Origin of the sequence: Niastella vici, assembly GCF_002077945.1 — a bacterium.
Taxonomy (GTDB): domain Bacteria; phylum Bacteroidota; class Bacteroidia; order Chitinophagales; family Chitinophagaceae; genus Niastella; species Niastella vici.
Genome location: NZ_LVYD01000060.1, coordinates 74,418 through 93,269, shown reverse-complemented (window position 1 = coordinate 93,269; position 18,852 = coordinate 74,418). Strand labels below are relative to the sequence as shown.

Annotated in this window: 15 protein-coding genes; 5 read left to right on the top strand and 10 right to left on the bottom strand. The window is 42.7% G+C overall.

The window, feature by feature from the left end; genetic code table 11:
• Positions 1-88: 88 nt before the first annotated feature.
• The gene (locus A3860_RS27975; protein ID WP_081152798.1) at positions 89-1,114 is read right to left on the bottom strand and encodes a right-handed parallel beta-helix repeat-containing protein; all 1,026 of its coding nucleotides are present in this window, start codon (positions 1,112-1,114) and stop codon (positions 89-91) included.
• 800 nt (positions 1,115-1,914) lie between these two features.
• Here A3860_RS27975 and A3860_RS27965 point away from each other — a divergent pair.
• From A3860_RS27965 to A3860_RS27955, 3 genes are all read left to right on the top strand, one after another.
• Positions 1,915-2,286 carry a cupredoxin domain-containing protein gene (locus tag A3860_RS27965; protein WP_216823516.1) on the top strand — a complete coding sequence of 124 codons (372 nt, stop codon included), beginning with the start codon at positions 1,915-1,917 and terminating at the stop codon, positions 2,284-2,286.
• Between the two features lie 40 nt (positions 2,287-2,326).
• Complete coding sequence (locus A3860_RS27960; RefSeq protein WP_081152792.1) at positions 2,327-2,863, top strand: YceI family protein; 537 nt, start codon at positions 2,327-2,329, stop codon at positions 2,861-2,863.
• A gap of 154 nt (positions 2,864-3,017) precedes the next feature.
• Positions 3,018-3,242: a hypothetical protein gene (locus tag A3860_RS27955; protein ID WP_081152789.1), complete on the top strand. Its 225-nt coding sequence runs from the start codon at positions 3,018-3,020 to the stop codon at positions 3,240-3,242.
• A 194-nt stretch (positions 3,243-3,436) separates the two neighbouring features.
• Here A3860_RS27955 and A3860_RS27950 read toward each other — a convergent pair whose 3' ends face one another.
• A complete protein-coding gene (locus A3860_RS27950) occupies positions 3,437-3,724 on the bottom strand; it encodes a type 1 periplasmic-binding domain-containing protein (RefSeq protein ID WP_081152786.1) in 288 nt (95 codons plus the stop codon).
• Positions 3,725-3,956: 232 nt separating this feature from the next.
• Between A3860_RS27950 and A3860_RS27945 the strand changes: the two genes are divergently transcribed.
• Positions 3,957-7,187 carry an NHL domain-containing protein gene (locus tag A3860_RS27945; RefSeq protein ID WP_081152783.1) on the top strand — a complete coding sequence of 1,077 codons (3,231 nt, stop codon included), beginning with the start codon at positions 3,957-3,959 and terminating at the stop codon, positions 7,185-7,187.
• Positions 7,188-7,303: 116 nt separating this feature from the next.
• Here the strand turns inward: A3860_RS27945 and A3860_RS27940 are convergent, their stop codons facing one another.
• From A3860_RS27940 to A3860_RS27910, 6 genes are all read right to left on the bottom strand, one after another.
• Complete coding sequence (locus A3860_RS27940) at positions 7,304-7,810, bottom strand: hypothetical protein (protein ID WP_143774295.1); 507 nt, start codon at positions 7,808-7,810, stop codon at positions 7,304-7,306.
• Positions 7,811-7,882: 72 nt separating this feature from the next.
• On the bottom strand, positions 7,883-8,200 hold the full coding sequence (locus A3860_RS27935; RefSeq protein ID WP_081152778.1) for a hypothetical protein: 318 nt from the start codon (positions 8,198-8,200) through the stop codon (positions 7,883-7,885).
• A 49-nt stretch (positions 8,201-8,249) separates the two neighbouring features.
• Positions 8,250-8,828 (bottom strand): hypothetical protein, encoded by a 579-nt coding sequence (locus A3860_RS27930; protein ID WP_081152776.1) that lies wholly within the window; start codon positions 8,826-8,828, stop codon positions 8,250-8,252.
• 703 nt (positions 8,829-9,531) lie between these two features.
• Entirely contained in the window at positions 9,532-11,238 is a 1,707-nt protein-coding gene (locus tag A3860_RS27925) for a hypothetical protein (RefSeq protein WP_143774294.1), read from the bottom strand.
• Positions 11,239-11,839: 601 nt separating this feature from the next.
• Positions 11,840-12,589: a hypothetical protein gene (locus tag A3860_RS27915; RefSeq protein WP_081152767.1), complete on the bottom strand. Its 750-nt coding sequence runs from the start codon at positions 12,587-12,589 to the stop codon at positions 11,840-11,842.
• A 117-nt stretch (positions 12,590-12,706) separates the two neighbouring features.
• The gene (locus tag A3860_RS27910) at positions 12,707-13,381 is read right to left on the bottom strand and encodes a hypothetical protein (protein ID WP_081152765.1); all 675 of its coding nucleotides are present in this window, start codon (positions 13,379-13,381) and stop codon (positions 12,707-12,709) included.
• 225 nt (positions 13,382-13,606) lie between these two features.
• Here A3860_RS27910 and A3860_RS27905 point away from each other — a divergent pair, with 225 nt between their 5' ends.
• The gene (locus A3860_RS27905; RefSeq protein WP_081152762.1) at positions 13,607-14,458 is read left to right on the top strand and encodes a 2OG-Fe(II) oxygenase; all 852 of its coding nucleotides are present in this window, start codon (positions 13,607-13,609) and stop codon (positions 14,456-14,458) included.
• Between the two features lie 18 nt (positions 14,459-14,476).
• Here A3860_RS27905 and A3860_RS27900 read toward each other — a convergent pair whose 3' ends face one another.
• Together A3860_RS27900 and A3860_RS27895 are read right to left on the bottom strand one after the other, a co-directional pair.
• Positions 14,477-16,138: an ArnT family glycosyltransferase gene (locus A3860_RS27900; protein WP_081152759.1), complete on the bottom strand. Its 1,662-nt coding sequence runs from the start codon at positions 16,136-16,138 to the stop codon at positions 14,477-14,479.
• A gap of 308 nt (positions 16,139-16,446) precedes the next feature.
• Positions 16,447-18,825, bottom strand: coding sequence for an ABC transporter permease (locus A3860_RS27895; protein WP_173820277.1), 2,379 nt, complete (start codon positions 18,823-18,825; stop codon positions 16,447-16,449).
• Between the last annotated feature and the right edge of the window lie 27 nt (positions 18,826-18,852).

Below are 18,852 nucleotides of genomic sequence, written 5' to 3'. Positions count from 1 at the left end.
ACTCCTTTACTATACCCAGCGGTGTCTTTACCCAAAGCGTGCCAGTACGAACACCCTGCTGAATTTTTAATTCATACGCCGGATCGCTTTAATTGCTTAACGCGATATTGGATACACCGCTGACGGCTTCTGTCACCGTGTTATTGGAATACACTTTATTGCCCACCGTCGTGCCGTTGCTGCCGCTCAGCTGGATGTTAAAGCCATAGCCGCTGGCATTGACGGTACAATTGTTATTGGTGAACACATTGTAGTTACCCCAGCCGCTGTACACGCAATGCACCTGGAAACCATCCACCAGTACAGAGCCGGAAGGATTATAACCCGTGTTGCCATCGATGTTGTAGTAATTGCCTTTCACATCCAACCAGCTATCGGCCGAATTGGCACCGGTGATGCCGCTGGCGTCAAAATAATTGCCGCTGACAAGACCGCCCGTGGTGCCTTCCTTGACATCAATGCACTCGGCTGCTACATTTGGGCCGATATGGTTGTTCAACACCTGGTTGGAATCACTTTTATCGGGGTTGCCACCGGTATACGTCCCCCAGTTGTTTTTAGCGGAACCCATATACACGCCTTCGCCGTAGCCAGGTGTTTTTAAACCGGTGTAGCTGATATCGCAACGCAGGATGGTGTTGTGCGAGCTGAACGTGCGCAGGTGAATGCCTTCCTCGCCGATATTATACACTCGCACACTATCTATTAGATTATACACTGTGCCGTCGGTCATAATCCCTTTGAGTCCGTTGCGAACGGTGAAACCGCGAACGGTGCAGTAGGCTGCTTTCAGATGCAGAACATAGCCCGTATTGATATCGCCGCCATCCAGAATGGCATTGCGGCTACCCTGCAAAATGATAGGCACGGCAGCCGTTCCGCTCACGGCCATGGTAAAGTGACCGGAATAAGTGCCGTCGGCCAGCACAATGCTGTCGCCGGGCAGCGCATTGGCCAATGCGCTCGTTAGCTGGCTGGCCGTGGAGACATACACGGTTCTGTAAACGGCCGTTGTATGAGTGAGTGTTGCCGTCTCTGTCGCTGCCGGTGAAGACAGTTGCCGCGAACAAGCCAGCAGCAGCACGACCGGCATAACACCCAATAATGTGGTCATACTATATATGTTTTTTTTGTTAATTGAAATCTTCCGCGCCGTACTTCCCTGCACCGGGCTACGTGGTTCTCATTCATGAAAAGAATGAACCTCCATTAATATCAATATTCGCTCCCGTGATAAAGCTGCTTTCACCCATTTATCCTTTCTTTAAAACGTCTTAAGGTCATTTTTAATTACAATGGTGCCAATATACAAGTGAAAACCATCGTTCTGAATCAATAGCCAAAATACTAAGCTGATCTTTTTGCCCCTTTGTTTGAGCCGATCTAATGCTTAGTAATCTGCATTATAGTTCTTACTTCTTGCCTTCCTCGAAATTATTCTTTGTCATTTTGGCACTCAAAATTAATTGGTTGCCGCGGTTATTATCAATCCTCCATTGAGTTTTACAAACTCTCTTAATACCTTTAAATCCTGTACCAACAGGTTCGAAATTCGCCAGTCCACCCGACCAAAAAATGAAACCCTTCAAATGATTGGATTTGAAGTTTTTTTTAATTTGAATAACTTTTAAACCATGCATGGGCATAGCGCATACCGGCTGCCAAAGTATTATTCATTCTGCCTAATCCATAATTGTGCAACAGGCGCAACTCGGTAGTATCTTATATCCTGTCTTTTTTTGTATCAATTGTAATTTCATCTACTCCACATGATTTTTTGTACTAAAGCCCAGCGAAAAAAGCCTGCTATAGGCAGGTTATCATTAAAGGCTTCAGCTCTCTTTTAACATATTGGATTTTCTTGTTGAGCAACTAATAAGCTTCATTATTCGTAATTATTATAAACGATTGTATATGAAAAAGCAATATTTCCTACCAATGCTTATCATTGGAGCATTGGTAGCCGCGCTTGCAAGTTCTTGCAGTAAAGGAAGTTCTTATGGTTCATCCTCGAATAATAATAATAACACACCTGCCAACAATAACACCGTAACCATGAAAAACATGAGTTTTTCTATAACCAGCCTTACGGTGAAAGCAGGAACGACTGTTACCTGGACTAATAATGACAATACTACGCATACAGTTACAGCAGATAACGACAGTTTTAACAGTGGCGACATTAAAGCGGGGTATTCCTTTACGAAAACATTTAACGCACAGGGTACTTTTCCCTACCACTGTACATACCATTCTACAATGAAAGCTACTGTTATTGTCAATTAGCCTATAAAAGATTCTTAGGTTGGGCTACAAAAAAAATCATATGAAAGTAAGACAACCACTAGCGGCATCACTCGTAATTATAAGTTTAGCCCTGGCAGGCAACTGGAATGTGGATGCAGTGAATGCTAAAATTAATTTTAGTGTAAAAGGCCCTTTTGGAACAGTACATGGTAATTTCTCCGGGTTGAAGGCAACCATCCGGTTTAGCGAAAATGATTTACCGGGTAGTTCTGTTTCGGCAAGTATTGAAGCAAAAACAGTAAGCACCGGGATAGGTTTGCGCAACCGGGACCTTCGTAAAAAGGAGATATGGTTAAATACAGATAAATACCCGCTGATCACCTTTCACTCCAGGAAAATTGAAAAAGCCGGTACGGGATATAAAGCACTCGGTGATTTGACTTTAAAAGGCACTACCAGGCCGGTGGAAATATCTTTTACATTTAATGCAAAAGGGGATGCCGGTCTTTTTAAAGGGCAATTTAATATTAAGCGCGCCGATTATAATGTGGGCAATGAAGGTGGTTCAGTGGGAAGCATAATAACAATTATGCTGGAAGTGCCTGTTAAAAAATAACTTCATTTCATAATAAAGCTTTGAACAAGCGCTGCAATTCTATTCGCCACTTGCTAGCCAAAGAGAAGGGTGCAACCTTCTAATCAACAAGCTTAAGCCGCCCTCAAATGCGTAAATTATACGACTTCTTTCCGGAGTAATAAAATATCATATAGTGCATTATTCTTCATCTGGTCAGCCCCCAAAAAACGTAAAAGAAAAGGAAGATCCAACTACTGCCAATGCAAATAAAATGCTCGAAGAAGGCAAACAAACATTTCGCTTCGAAACCTTCGGTGATGAAGCCTATTGGACGGACGCCCTGCAATTAAATAAAGCTATAGCCGGCGAAAAAAACGGTGGCGTTGGCACGGGATTATCTTGTGAGGTTCTTCGTTAAAAGACTACGTTTAATATTGAAAAGTTCGGACTGCAGGTAATAAGGTAAAAGCATCCTCTTATTTGCCGTCATTTGCATATAGCATAGGCTTGTGGCAAAGAAAAATTCAAATACCTCGCTTTCGTTTACATAGTTTGACATCATTTACCCAAAAATATAAAAGGAAAATCACCTGTATTTTTTCAATTTTCTGGTTATATTGATCCCCGCTTTATCATATAAAAAGGGTTCAATACCTGTTTTATATTCTTTTCCATGATACATTCAGCGGCGCTTTTGCCCATGGCTTCAAAGTCGGTTGTGATTACAGTTATATCTAACAACTCTTTCAGCGGTGTTTCGTTAAATGAAATAATACCTATATCTTTTCCCAATTTCAGGTTAGCGTGCCGGGCCTTTTTTGCCAGCACTACCAGATCAGCATCATTTGTTGATATATAAACGGTACCCGTTCGTATAACGAGATTTTCAGCATTATACATAACAGAGAACTCTTTATTAAACCTTCTGCAATACCTCGCAGCTCCATCTATGACGTCTTTTGTATTTGACCTTTTCCCATATCCAGACCCGTTTGCCTCCACGATGGTTGAGCCAGTTATGGAGTAGTCGATGATGCGAGCGAAGACACAGTACTGCCCTAATTCTCGTTTACTTTAAGAAGGATCAACGCGAAAAAAAAATTGATTATTTTAGCGCTATTCAAACCGAACTATGAAACCCGCTTTACCCGTCTTTTTAGCCATCCTGTTCTTTTTCCCGATACGGGAGCTGCGTGCCCAGATGATCACAACTATTGCCGGCACACCGAAGGTATTCGGATTTAGCGGAGCAGGCGGACCAGCAACCTCAACAGTGATCAGGGACCCATTTAACGTGGCTGTTGACAATGGCGGGAATGTGTTTTTTACCGACCCCGACAACAATCGTATCTGGAAGATCAATACCGCAGGCATTGCGACTGTGTATGCAGGTACCGGTACCTTTGGTAATACGGGAGATGGCGGACCGGCAACATTGGCCCAAATTCAGGGCGGATACTGGCTTACGGTAGACAATGCCGGAAATCTTTACTTCAACGCAAATGACGGAACAGTAAGGAAGATAGATGCATCGGGCATCATCAGTACGATCATTACATTTACACAAGCCAATGGAATGGCCAGCACAGGCGATGGCGGACCGTTGACAGCGGCAACCTTTAAACAGATAACGCGGTTTGTGCCCGACAATGCGGGGAATTTTTATATCTCAGACTATTCTGCCGGGGTCGTGCGTAAAGTGAACAGTGCCGGCATCATCACCACGATTGCCGGAACAGGAGTACCAGGATTTAGCGGTGACGGGGGACCGGCTACCTCGGCGCAGTTGAACCATCCTTATGGGGTTGCTTTTGACAATGCAGGCAATATTTATATTCCAGACGCGGGGAATAACCGGATACGGAAAATTGATGCTGCCGGGATCATAACTACAGTTGCCGGCAACGGAACAGTGGGGTTTTCAGGAGATGGCGGCCCGGCGATAAATGCCCAATTCTTTGGCGCATGGCAGGTAGTGTTCGATGCCAGCGATAACATGTATATCGACGATGCGGCAAACAACTGCGTGCGAAAGATAGACAATACCGGAACGATCAGTACCTATGCAGGCATTGGTGGTCAGGGAGGCTATAGTGGAGACGGAGGGCCGGCGAACGCAGCCAAAATGACGGCTATCACCGGTATCGCCATTGACAATGGAGGCAATCTCTACCTTGCCGATCAATCGAATTTTATCATCCGGAAAGTACATAATTGCCTGTTTGCAAAGATTATCACGCAACCTGCCGGCAATGCGGTATGTGTGGGTGCGAATACGAATTTTACCCTGGCAGCAACGGATGCTACGGGTTATCAGTGGCAGGTGAATTCAGGTAGTGGTTGGAGCGATCTGAGTGATGGCGGGGTATATGGCGGCGCTACGACCAATAACCTGACGGTGACATCAGCTTTAGCCGGAATGAATACTTTGCAATACCAGTGTTCTATTTCCAATACGTGCGGGCTAATCACTACGGTTCCGGTTGTTCTGGTTGTCAACACCCCTTCCCCACCAACAGTGTCGATCACAATGCCCGCCGGTGATGTTTGCATAGGCTCTGCAGTGAACTTTACCGCCAGTACAACGAATGAAGGCAGTGCACCGGCCTATCAATGGCAGGTGAATGGGGCAAATGTGGGAACAAACAGCAGCACATATGCGAATTCGGGGTTGAATAACGGAGATGTTGTAAGTTGTATGCTCACGAGTAATTCTACCTGTGCCACTACGCCAACGGCAGCTTCCAATTCTTTAACGATAACAGTGAACCCGATAGTGACGCCAACCGTCAGCGTGATGGGGCCTGCAGGGGCCATCTGTGCCGGTTCACCAGCCAGCTTTACCGCCAGCGCCACCCATGGGGGCAGTACTCCAACCTTCCAGTGGCAGCTGAATGGGGTGAATACAGGAACGAATAGCTCCACGTATACGAATCAGGGATTAAATAACGGAGATGTAGTGACTTGTTTGCTTACGAGTAATGCGGTTTGTACCACTACTTCATCGGCAGTTTCCAACGCTGTGAAAATTACCGTGAACCCGCTGGTAACGCCAGTCATAATTGTTTCAGGGCCAGTGGGGCCGTTGTGTGCCGGATCGCCTGCGAATTTTAAGGCGGTTGCCACAAATGGAGGACTGGCACCGGCTTATCAGTGGTTGGTCAATGGAACCAATACAGGTACGAATAGCGCCACGTATACCAATTCCGGGTTAAATAATGGAGATATCGTGAGCTGTATGGTAACGAGCAATGCGGACTGTGTGACGAAGCCCACTGCGGCATCCAACCTCGTGGCGATAACGGTGAGTCCACTGGTGACACCAGTTGTCAGCATTGCAACGGCGGCGCCTTTTGTTTGCATAGGATCGACGGCGAGCTTTACGGCAAGCCCAACCAATGGGGGAGCTGCACCTGCTTTTCAATGGCTGGTGAATGGGGTGCCTGCGGGGACAACAGGTAACACCTATGTTACCGGGTCGTTGAATGATGGGGATGCCATCAGTTGTGTTATGACCAGCGGCGCAGCCTGTACTACCACACCAACCACTGTCTCCAATACGATCGTAGAACAGGTAAAAGCTGTGCCAAACGCTTCCGTGCATATTGCTGCCTCAACGACGGCCATCTGTTCTGGAACGCAGGTGAGTTTTACAGCAACGCCGGTCAATGAAGGCACTTCGCCCGGATACCAATGGCAGGTAAATGGAATTAATGCAGGGCCCAACAAGGCAGTGTTCACCTCCAATAACCTGGCCGACGGGGATGTGGTGAGCTGTATCCTGACCAGCAGCCTGAGCTGCAGCGTTCCAACGGCCTCTCAAAACCAGGTGGTAATGACCGTGAATGCCAATCCGACGGTTGCCCTGATGCCGGATACCATAATCGGTATGGGCCAGTCGGTGGTATTAAAAACCGGCGTTACGGGTCCCGTGACGAGCTATCAATGGACGCCTGCCGCCGGCCTGGACAACCCGTATACCGCAGCGCCGGTAGCCACCCCTGTGAATAATACGACCTACCAGGTGATCGTTTCTACAGACGCGAATTGCACGGCAAGTGGCAAGGTGACAATCAGCGTATTTAAGACGTTGAAGATGCCCGACGCTTTCACTCCGAATGGGGATGGAAAAAATGATGTATTCCGCATACCTCCATCACGACCTGTGAAGCTAAATGCCTTTGCCGTATACGACCGGTGGGGTATGAGGGTCTTCTATACCAGTAACAACGCGGCGGGATGGGATGGACGCTTTGGCGGTCAGCCACAACCGTTGGGAACTTACGTGTGGATCATCGAGTATGAAGACCTTCTTACGGGGAAGCCGACGCAGGCCCAGGGAACGGTGATCTTAATAAGATAAGAACTCACTATATCCGGACCGTTATAAGAGGATTAATCCGGATGGATCTTGTTTAAAAATTAAATTTTCAGAAGATTTAGTATATAGGTAAACTGTTGAATTTCCAATAAATCGTTTCATTCTGAGGACATGAAAGGAACGCTTTGCCACTTAGTTGTGTCAATAGGTTTTTCGTCGAAACTCGTAACCCACTTAATGTGTTCTGTAATTCTTCGCTCCTCAAACAATTGACAACCTTCAGCAGTTCCAAAACACTCATATGTTCTGCAGATGATCCTAATGGATTTATCTCTTTTGTTTTTGTATAAAGTACCATGTTTGATCCATCCGCAGAAACCAATCACATGGCTAAAGGTGTAAGATAAACAGATTACACCCAATATTATAAGTAAACTACTTTTGGTAAGTGATTTTCCCGGAAATGCCTTGAACACGATATACCCCATGCTGATCCACATAACAGGATAGATAATTGCCTTTGCTTTTATGTTATCATACTCCAATGGAAGGAATATAAATAGGACAAGGAAAAATATCAACGCAACTAAAACTTCTTTCACGCTAAATTTTCTTACAGATATTGGAGAAGCATTGCTGCCTACAATAGGCTCATTTGTTTTCATATTATAATAATGTCTAAATGGCTACCGATGATGCGGGATCGGCGGTCAATTTTGCCATGTCAGCATCTTTAATCAGTTCATATTGATTAAAGATGAAAGTAAATCAGGATTTATAGAATATATTGGTTCAACAATTCCGGGACTGTTTGCCAGATCAATGAGAAAATAAAATTCTCCTACATATACTCCCCAGATAACCATCATTGTATTCCGTGTTGAAGGCATGATTTCAGGGACTAATTCATTTAACAAACCATCCCAGAAGGCTTCTTCCAGTTCCTCATTAGCTGAGTTGTTTTTGTTGCTGCTGTTTTTTCTACATAGAGCCTCCTGTGAAAGTGTTGTGTTTGCGAAAATCAAAACTTCCTGCTGAACATGTTGCGGTTTCATTATTGTCGTTTTAATTGTGAGTTACACTTTTCAGCCTTATCAACAAGGATTACTCTGCTATATTCCTCTTATAGGAGGAAACAATCTCGAGCATCAAAAGACTAAATATATGTTGTATGGTTTCATCATGCGATTGCGCATTTTCTTCCCAATTTGCTTTCTTCAGAAGCAGCCAGAACAAAACAGTGACCGTTGCTGCAGTTAAAGTATCAAGAATAAGAACAGGATTGTTCGAAGCTATCACTGTTATTGTCTCAAGGTGGGCTATGGGCATACTGCCTGAAATTGCAAAGGGAGGCGCAAAGCAAAATACTTTAAAATGGCAATCTTCACTAAAGCTTAGTAACTGAACGGTCACTTTGGGAACCTTGTAAAGAAGCATCCCTTTGGAAAGTTTGTATGTTTTCATGTCGAGCACCAGGGTAACTTCGCCTTTCTCAAGGTATAGCACAGCAGCATCATCTGTTGCCGCAGGACTCATGAGAGGAAAAAGTTCCATCTCCGCAGAGTCCACTATTACAAAAGTGCTATCACTTCCGTCCCTTTCTGTTGGTATCTCAGTAATGCCATTGCAATCTGCCTGATCTTCATATATGCTGCTTACCTGGGATTGATGTGTGGTGTTCATTTTTATGATAGTTTTTGGAGATGCTTTTTTATTGATTAAGTAGCGCCTTTTTTCTGAACGTAAATTAGCTCCAGACCAGGGCAGATCCAAATTCTGAAGCCGACAAAAGTCTGACACCGACCGGACAAAAAGCTGAACGTCATCCTTTAACAACCGGACAAAAAATGGAAATGAATTATAAACCCCTATAGATGAGAAATTTAATCTGCGTAGCTATATTGGCAATTGGGAATGTTCAGAGACCCCAATGTCAAATGACGGGCTCATGAATTTAACGCGGCAATAAATAGTTAGTCGTGTGCCCGGGACATTTCATGGGCATGAGTAGAAAAAATATTACATGATTTCTATACGCCGGGGATCGGCTGGTGCAACGCAATGGGCTGATAGCTTGGAGTGGCTCATCTTATTTTCAATATGCTCAATTCTTTTAGCATAAACCCAAAATACGATTGCTATCAGCAGCGCCGCAATAAGTATGATAATAACCAGGAACCAATTTTTTTTCTTCATGGAATTACAGGCGGCGCCATTTTATTAAAAGCGAAATTACCTGCATACCAGCTGGAGATCCAAATTCGAAGGCTGACAAAAGTCTGACACCAACTGGACAAAAAATGGACATATATCGTAACTCCTTTTAGGAGAGGGGTTTATTCTGCGGAAGTTGACTTATCTGTTGTCGCAAGCAAACACCCGCTCTTTAAATTTTGGTCAGAAATGTTTCGGTGGCTAACTCATCATCCAGTTGTAACCGCTTGCGAAGACGTTGCCTGATTTTATAAACGCTATCGGTAGAAATACCGAGCATGGACGCCATTTGTTTTGTGTTTAGATGCAACCGGATAAGCGCTGCCATACGCTGCTCGGCTACAGTAATGTCGGGTACCATTTCCTTGAGTTTTAAAAAAAAGCCCGGATATATTTTTCCGAATAGTGTCTTAAATTTTTCCCACTCTTCTTCGGTAAGTATGGTTTGCCGGCTTAGCTCGCTGGCAAGCTGTTGCTGTTCATCGGTAAATGGTTTGGTTGCTACCTGCTGTTCCAACTGTTCTATAACCCTTGTTTTTTCAATAATGCTTTGGGTAAACATATCCAGTTGCACTTTTGCCGCTGTAAGTTCATTTTCGGCAGCAACCTTTTGCTGAAAAGCCAATTGTCGGTTAAACCTGGATTTTAAACGCTGGCGATTGATAATAAGTAAACCCACAATGGCAACAAAAACAATTGCGGCAATAATATAGTTACGTTCTTGTATTTCAGCCTCTTTTTCTTTTTGAAGATCACGAATCTCAGAAACGTTCGACTGATTGTCGAGCCTGAGCCGGGCAATTTCCAAACGGCTGTTTGCAACGGCCCGTTCGATGGAATCGTGGAGGTTATTGTATAATTGTGAATAGTGATAAAAGCTGTCGCTGTTGCCCAGTACACGATATACATCGGCTGTGGCATAATACAGGTCCTGAAGGAAATAAGGCAACGGTTGAGGTTGTTGTTGAAGCATTCGCAGCGCTTCCTTCACCTGCAGCAATGCGCTGTCTTTTTTGCCCTGCATTAAATTCAGTCTCGCTATCATTTGCAACGCGTGGGCCGCATTGGCAATTTCGTCATGCTGTTTACTGGTGCGGTAGTCAAATTCCAACAATGGCTTGGCGATGTCGTATTTTTTTTGTAAAAAATAGGTATATCCTTTATTTCCCGAAATTATTCCTTTCCAAACTTCAGAATTTAACGCATTCGCCATTTGCATGGCAACATCAAAATAATGAAATGCAGAATCGTAGTTGCCAATTTTTCGCCAGCAAAGCGCTATTGTATTCCAACGGCTCATCGTATTTACTCTTGCATCACGGGAAGTGTCTTTTTCATTTTTAATAGATCGACGAATGTAATAGATACCCTTGTCAAGGTCACGTGTGAGATAAAAAAGCTCTCCGAGAAACTGGTACTTGTGCGATTCAGCTGTTATTCCTTTTTTATCAAGAATTTCAACCGCATTTAAACAATACATTGTCGACAGTTCAATTTGATTGCAAAAAAACATTGTTTCTCCATACCACCAGCTTACAGTTGCAATCAGGTATTCGTCATTTATTGCATAAGCCTGTTGCAATGCAGGCTTCATTAGTTGTATTATGGAATCCTTTGCCGCCTTGTCCCGTATTTTCCATAACATAGTTGCCCGAAGGTGTTTTATGCGCACCTGGAAATACGGTCCTTTCGAAGCACCTTTTTTTTCAAGCTCATTTAAAGTGCGGAAAACAATGGCAGTGTCTGTACGCTGCAATATATTCACGATCGTATCAAAGTTTTTGTTTAGCGTATCATCATCCGCGTCTAAACTTTTTACCCATTCATCCAGGGGCAAAGATTTGTTTTGTGAAAATGAAGGAACATTTTTTTGAAGCAAGACAAATAATATGAATAGCAGGTATGGCGTTTTGTTTAGAAGCATCATTTGCTTATTAAACTATACAACAAATTTATAGCAATAGTTAGATTCCCCATTATTACATGAAGACCCAGGACTAAGTTACACTCTTAAAGAGTAATAAATATTGATGTTGCCAAATTAATATGATTGAGTTCAAGGGTCTTGAGTCAGTTGTCAAATCAGCATTCGTTACTATTGAAATAGTGCCTGCCGCCTCTAAATATTTCTATTCCAAAACTCCCCATGTTCTATTCCTGCTTAATATTATTGCCCTATACCCCAAAAAAAGGCGCAAAATACCGAATCCCACCTTACAATCAATGTTTCAATCTGAAAATGAAGCAGTTGTACATAAGATTGGACATTATTGCCTGCCTTCATATCTTTGGATCTGAAGGCATTTTTTCACCATTACCGGTAGGGAGAGCAATTATCCCCGCAACGGCATCTTTAATGGAGAATTATCTGAAGCAGTTTTATGGGGAATGGGATGCGGAGTTTTGAGAACTTATGACATATTATTATGACTGCAATATTTCCGAATAGAATATTCCTTTAATTAATAAAGCTGCAATTATTAGGACATCCCTCTACCAAGAGTGAAACAAAAAGTAATGAACAAAATGAATACCGATACGGTAACGATCGGACCCGCCCTGAGTTCGTAATTATTGACTTTTGTTTGTATGCCTGGGATAATAAATATAATGGGTAGCGACCCTAACATTTCGAGAAGCCCTTCAATCGCAGCGTGTGTTCTATCATATTTAAAAAATAAGCCGCTAACGATTGCTGTTATTGCTGCAGCAAAGTAGGAACAGACAACACTTTGTCTCAATGGGACTTCGGCAAAAATAAGCCCGATTTTATTGACATGCACCCTGATAATTTTCATGGAAAGCAAATACGCGATAACGCCGGCAATTATAAGAACTGGTTTTCCTAATGCTCCGATATTCAATTCTTTTATTGTATAAGTCCAGTCACCGGTTTTACTAAAGCCAGATTGCAATATAGTCCCCGAAAACCAGCATAAATTGTAAGCCATTAAATTCAGCAGAAATAGAATGGAAAGAAGAGAAAGGCTTTTTTGTTTTTTTAAAAGAGTATGTACTAGCAAACCAAATAATAAATTAGCTATTGGGCCGCCGATATCTGTAAGAAAACTACCAGGAGTACTTTTAAAATATACAGAGGTTATAAGATCGATCTTGTGCCCAATTATCACACAGGTGCCGCCATGCCCTACTACTTCATGAAATATGTCTGCAAGTATATAAGCTGCTATTCCAACTGAAGACATAGCAATTATCCATTTAACTTTCATCAGCCATTTATTTTTACCCCAATTTGGTTGTTATAATCCTTTTTCCAGGCAACACACCTTTTTTCGGTTCTGCCATGTTATCCGCTGGTAGTTCATTATTCCCAATTTCAGTAGCTTTTATTCGCGATTTTCCGAGTCCTTCATTTTCAAAAGCTTTTTCAGTTCCAACGACTTTTCCCGAGATAACTTTGTGGCAATATCAAAAGATGTCTTCGCTGCCATATCCTTTAAGCTGAAATCAAATTTATCCAGGGTGCTGGTATACCCCGTTCTATTTCTTGTGTATGGCTGGTTAGCCTGAAAATGATAAACCACTTCTTCAATCTTCCATTTTGTATCGGTGCTATCTGTCGGCCATGTTTCAATACTTACACTAAAATTCCGAACATATACTAAACTGTCACCTCTTAAAAAGTATTGATCGTTTGAAAACCCATATTCACCACCGTCACCTTTAAATAAATAAAGAACAGTATTTTCCTGCTTGTCAACAATTGTTTTCCAGGATTCGCAATTGTCTCCAATGCATATGTCCTTAGTCAACGTAACTGCTGATCGTCCTTTTTTTACATACGACACATGCAGGCTGTCTATGAAATTGTCCCCAAACGAAATGTCAAAGTTATTTATATCTCTGAAAGGGTTGTTGAAGATCCTGTTCACCCTGTCAAGCGAAGTATCCTTTGTCACCGTATCCTTATTATTGGTAACTATAGCATTATTGACTGCTTGCCGGTCATTACAGTTGGATAAAAGAATTGCCGTAATAAATAACAATAATACGTTCCTCATAAAATTGCCTGTTTGTTCAAATTTCCCGACGAATTTAATAAAGAACCTTCAGGCCATAGAATTTTAAGGCTTTTTAATTATGCAATTTCCCTCGCTTGTTATGATAGTGCATCGGCAGTTAAGTTACGATTGTATGACCCCCACGTTAAATAATCAACAAGTCTTTGTATCCACCCTTGAAGTTTTACCCCAATAAATATCTTTAGCGCTTAAAATCCCAATAAAGTGATCACAACTACCAAAGCAATCTTCGATTACGACAAATGGAATAGTAAGCTCGATGACTTAAGTAAAAAATACCAGGGAGCCAGCCCCTACCCGCATATTGTTCTCGAGAATTTCCTTGATCCCGAAGTGCTGGATACCTGTATTGAGGAATTCAACAAATTGAACGAATCTGACGGCTGGATCAATTATAAACATTATAACGAAGATAAACGTGGCTTGAACAAGATCGACCTGTTGCCTGAAACGATCAGGGAAACCATAAACGAATTAAACTCGCCCGCCTTCCTGAAATGGCTCAGCGCCATTACCGGAATTAAAAACCTTCAGAAAGATGATGGTCTCGAGGGCGGCGGCATTCATCAGTCGGGCAAAGGCGGTTACCTGAATATCCATGCCGATTTTACGGTGCACCCCCATCATCGCAACTGGCAAAGACGGGTGAATGTGCTGGTTTATCTAAACCCCGATTGGAAAGAGGAATATGGCGGAAAACTGGAGCTCTGGGATACGCAAATGAAAGCCTGCGAAGAAAAAGTATTGCCTGTATACAACCGCTGTGTTATTTTCAATACCGATGCCGACTCTTACCACGGGCATCCCGAGCCTACAACCTGCCCCGCAGACGTTTACAGAAGGTCTATTGCATTGTATTATTACACTGTTGAAGAAAACCCTTACCGCAGGGCCACTTATTATCAGACGAGACCTGGTGAAGAAAATAAAAAATTGATGGTAGGGCTTGATAATGCCATGGTTTCATTGTATACCAATATTAAAGGCCGGCTTGGTTCCAATGACAAGGTCGTGAGCAACATACTGAAACTCTTTTCAGGCAGGAAAAAAAGATAGTTCTCCCGGGGACCGCCATTATTTAGCAGGCGGTTCCCTTTTCAAAAACACAAAACCATTTTTACGATACAATTCTTTTAACTGCGGAAATTTATAGTTCTGCTCCCGGTCTATTTTCGTCACGAAATAAACGGGCTTGTCAATATCTCCCGATATCAGCCATTGTTCATCATAGCTATTTGGATTCACTGGCTTTTCCTTCATCGTATAAAACAGATCGCCATAGCTTTTGAAGCCCAGGCAATGTACATAGCAATCTTCACCCTGGCGGGCAATAAAGAAATCAATGCTTGCCCCCTGTGAATACCGCTCTACTTTCGGAACAATGATGGCCGATGCCAGAAACACAACGATGGCCATGGCGCCAAAGAGCGTATAAGCGGCCCTGTAAAACTGGTTCTGTTTTAATTTTTTGATGCCAACGATCAACGCAACAACAAGCAGCAAACCCACAATGCCTTCCCAGCCAGCCCAATGAACATCTGCCTCCATATTTGCTCTTGCAAATACATCGTCAACATATGGCGCCAGCAGCCTTACTTTTAGTCCGATAACAGCCACTCCCAGGATCAGCAACGAGATGATGCCGCCCAGAATGGCGAGGAGTATGCCGACATATTTCTTATAAACAGCTTCCTGCCTTTGCCATTTATAAACGGAATAGGCTGCCAGGAACGTAACGGGAAACCAGGCCAGCGAGGAGTAGTGAATGATACGCGACTGTACGATCGTGAATAGCACAGTCACTACCCAGAACAATATGAGCATCCATTTTTTAAAGTCTTTATCAAAACGGCTGCTGTAATTACTTTTAAAAAAGGATGGTATGGCCAGAATGGAAGCGGGAAAGCACCCCACCAGCAGCACTATATAATGATAACCCAAAAAACCGGCCTGGTCTGCATCATGGGTGGTAAAAAGCCGGTATTGATATTTCAGGAACTCATTGATAAACCAGGGCCCCCGCGTAATAGTTTCATAAGCGTACCAGGTAGACAATACCGCTGTAGAAATGACCAGGAAAAGAAGCGCATGCCCCCAGTTGAAATAGATCTTAAAGCGGTTATAGATCAGGTATACACCCAATACCAGTAAGAACACCATCAGGGCCACCTGCCCCTTGGTAAGAATGGCCAGCCCCATGAATACGCCTGACCAGGTCACATAATAATACAATGGCTTTGTAAGCCCCTCTTTATCGAACCCATTCTTTTTCCAATGATACAGGATGAAATAGTAAAGAGAAAGAAAGGTAAAAAGATTGAACCAGGGGTCAATGATCCCCGATTTAAAATACATATTCGGGAAAAGCGAGCCGCCATAGGCCAGCGCCCAAAGGATGCCAAAACGGGTATCATAAATACGCCTGCCTATGGAAAAAACTACGAGCAGGGTTACAACGCCGCAGATCGCATTCGGAAACCGGGCGGCAAATTCATTTACGCCAAACCATTTCATCGCCGTGCTCTGCATCCAGAAGAACATGGGAGGCTTTTCCCAGAAAGGCTTAAAATCTATATATACCCGGGTATAATCATGCAACTTCATCATTTCCCGCGAGCATTCGGCAAAGTTTATTTCGTCCCAATCGAATAAATGCACCCGCCCCAGAAAAGGAATAAAAAACAGGGCGGCAATAACGGCAATCAAAAGAAGGATGGTTGAATTTTTCAGGCGCATTATGAGTTTGGGTTTATACGCAAAACACTGTTAATATAATAAAAAAGAAGATATACCAACCCAATAAGAGTCAGTACCTCGGGCGGATAAGGTATGAGTTTACAATTCCTTAATAACTGCTTAACCCGGCGGTCAAAAGTATAGGTCTGCGGCAACAAATCCGTGTTTTGTCTGTTAAGCGCAGATTAAGTCTTTCCAGTTAAATATTCCATAAAACCCCAAACGTTGAATAAAGAGCGATATACTTAACAGCCCTCCCGATGCATCGGGAGGGCTGTTTTATTTTGATTGCTCACCAGGCATTATTACTACTCCGTTCTCAAACTCTTCACCGGGTTTGCAATGGCTGCCCTGATGGCTTTTATGCATACCGTTAATAAGGCGATCCCAAAGGTTATCAGTGCGGCCAGGCCAAATACCCACCAGCTTAAGCTTGTCTTATAAGCGAAGTTTTGCAGCCATTTATTCATAACCCAATAACCAACAGGCAATGCAATGCAGGATGCTATTAATACGGGCCTTAACAGGTCTTTCGATAACAAAACAACAATGCCCTGCACGGATGAGCCCAACACTTTTCTTACCCCAATTTCCTTAAACCGTTTTGTAGCGGTAAAGGAAGCCAATCCAAACAATCCAAGACAGGCAACAAAAATGGCCAGCATGGCAAACACCGATAAAATAGTTTGCTGCCTGAGATCTTTTTTATACAGATCATTAAACTGCTCATCTAAAAATTTATATTCAAATGGATAAGCTGAAGCTACTTTTTTATACTGCTTTTCTATCGTATTAATCCCGGCCTGTATATTGCCACCTTTCAGTTTTATTAACACCACTCTCCTATCGGTGTTGGGTGAAATAATAAGTGGTTCTACCTCCTGTTTTAAAGACTGAAAATTGAAATCGGCTACCACGCCAACAACATGGCGTTTTGCCTTATCCCTCACCGTGTTTTGTATCCATTTGCCAATGGCTTGCTGTGGTGTCCATCCAAGTTTTGCAGCAGCCGTTCTATTTATTAAAACAGCATCCATTGTATCTGTTGGAAAAGATGCGGAGAGATCTCTTCCTGCTATGATCTTTAAACCTAAGGTTTTTACAAATTCAAAATCTGCAAACTCCGTTCGTGCATTCCATTTTTCTGCGCGGTCCTCTACATCAAACATTTGACTATCAAAAAAACCACCGGGTTCACCAGACATTAACGAAACGCTTTGAATAAGGCTTTGATTTTGCAGGTCAGTCTTGAAAACCCGCCTGTTTTTATTGATATCATCGTTATCGAGATTTACAATTACAGTTTGCTCTTTATTATAGCCCAGTTGCTTGTTCTTTACATAACGCATCTGTTTGGTAATGATCATGGTGCCCACGATGAGAAATACGGAAATGCTGAATTGTACAACCACCAGTGCCTGGCGGAAGGTGGCGCCGCCTTTGCCTAATTTCAACTTACCCTTTATTGCTTCTATCGGCGAGAAGGCCGATAAGAAAAATGCAGGATAGCTGCCCGCCAAAAATCCTACAACAATAATAACCCCAACCAGGAAAAGATAAATGGGCCATGCATTCCAGGAAACAGTTAAAGTATAACCAAGCAATTGATTTAACCAGGGCATTACCAATATCAATAACCCAACGGAAAGTATACATGAAATGGTGGTAAGTAAAACGCTTTCACCAATAAACTGCCATATAAGGCTATTACGCAAGGCGCCCAGCACTTTACGCAAGCCAACTTCTTTTGAGCGGTCAACTGCACGAATGGTAGAAAGGTTCATAAAATTGATGCAGGCGATCAGGAGAATTAATACAGCGATGGAAAGAAAAATATAAACGACCGTTTTATCACCGTGTTTAACGTCGTCAAAGGTAGCATCGCCGAAATAAATATCTTTTAAAGGCGTAAGGAAAAGCGTCCAGTGAAAACCATATTTTCTTAGATCACCGCCCAGATATTTTTCCATATACTGAGGCAGGTGGCTCTCCACCTGCTTACGCGACACTTTCGGATCAAGCAACACATAGGTAAATACGCCATTACTGATCCATGTCTTCATCCATCCTGCATCTTTATAATTAACCAGTGGCACTACCACGTCAAAATACAAATGCGAATTGGAAGGAACATCTTTGGCAATGCCGGTAACCTTTAATTGCAGACTTTTATCCATCTCAATTACCTTACCCATGGCATTCTCAATACTTCCAAAATATTTCTTTGCTGTTGTTTCTGTTAATACAACGCTGTTGAGATCTTTCAAAACGGTGGCGGCATTACCTTTAATTAATGGAAAAGAAAACAGGTCGAAGAAATCAGGGTCCACATCGATTACTTTCTTTTCATGAAAAGACCTGTTACCAACAGTTAACAGGTCATCGTTTTTATTTATGCGGACTGCTTTTACTATTTCGCCTTTAAAATCATTTAACAGCGCAGGCGCATGAAGTCCCGACAAATAAGATACACTGCCTTGCTTTCCATCATTCTCAATGCCCCGCATTACCCGGAAAATTCGGTCGTTATTTTTATGGAACCTGTCAACACTGAATTCATTCATGATAAAAAGAAAGATCATCATGCACACCGTTATTCCAATGGTCAATCCAAGAATATTGATGAAAGAAAACACCTTGCTCTTCATCAGGTTACGCCATGCGGTTTTAAAATAATTTTTAATCATAAACGGGTTGAATTGAGATCAATAGCA

Coding starts and splice junctions, on each gene's coding strand:
- A3860_RS27975 (WP_081152798.1), bottom strand. CDS start 1,114: ATGACCACATTATTGGGTGTTATGCCGGTCGTGCTGCTGCTGGCTTGT.
- A3860_RS27965 (WP_216823516.1), top strand. CDS start 1,915: ATGAAAAAGCAATATTTCCTACCAATGCTTATCATTGGAGCATTGGTA.
- A3860_RS27960 (WP_081152792.1), top strand. CDS start 2,327: ATGAAAGTAAGACAACCACTAGCGGCATCACTCGTAATTATAAGTTTA.
- A3860_RS27950 (WP_081152786.1), bottom strand. CDS start 3,724: ATGTATAATGCTGAAAATCTCGTTATACGAACGGGTACCGTTTATATA.
- A3860_RS27945 (WP_081152783.1), top strand. CDS start 3,957: ATGAAACCCGCTTTACCCGTCTTTTTAGCCATCCTGTTCTTTTTCCCG.
- A3860_RS27940 (WP_143774295.1), bottom strand. CDS start 7,810: ATGAAAACAAATGAGCCTATTGTAGGCAGCAATGCTTCTCCAATATCT.
- A3860_RS27935 (WP_081152778.1), bottom strand. CDS start 8,200: ATGAAACCGCAACATGTTCAGCAGGAAGTTTTGATTTTCGCAAACACA.
- A3860_RS27930 (WP_081152776.1), bottom strand. CDS start 8,828: ATGAACACCACACATCAATCCCAGGTAAGCAGCATATATGAAGATCAG.
- A3860_RS27915 (WP_081152767.1), bottom strand. CDS start 12,589: ATGAAAGTTAAATGGATAATTGCTATGTCTTCAGTTGGAATAGCAGCT.
- A3860_RS27910 (WP_081152765.1), bottom strand. CDS start 13,381: ATGAGGAACGTATTATTGTTATTTATTACGGCAATTCTTTTATCCAAC.
- A3860_RS27900 (WP_081152759.1), bottom strand. CDS start 16,138: ATGCGCCTGAAAAATTCAACCATCCTTCTTTTGATTGCCGTTATTGCC.
- A3860_RS27895 (WP_173820277.1), bottom strand. CDS start 18,825: ATGATTAAAAATTATTTTAAAACCGCATGGCGTAACCTGATGAAGAGC.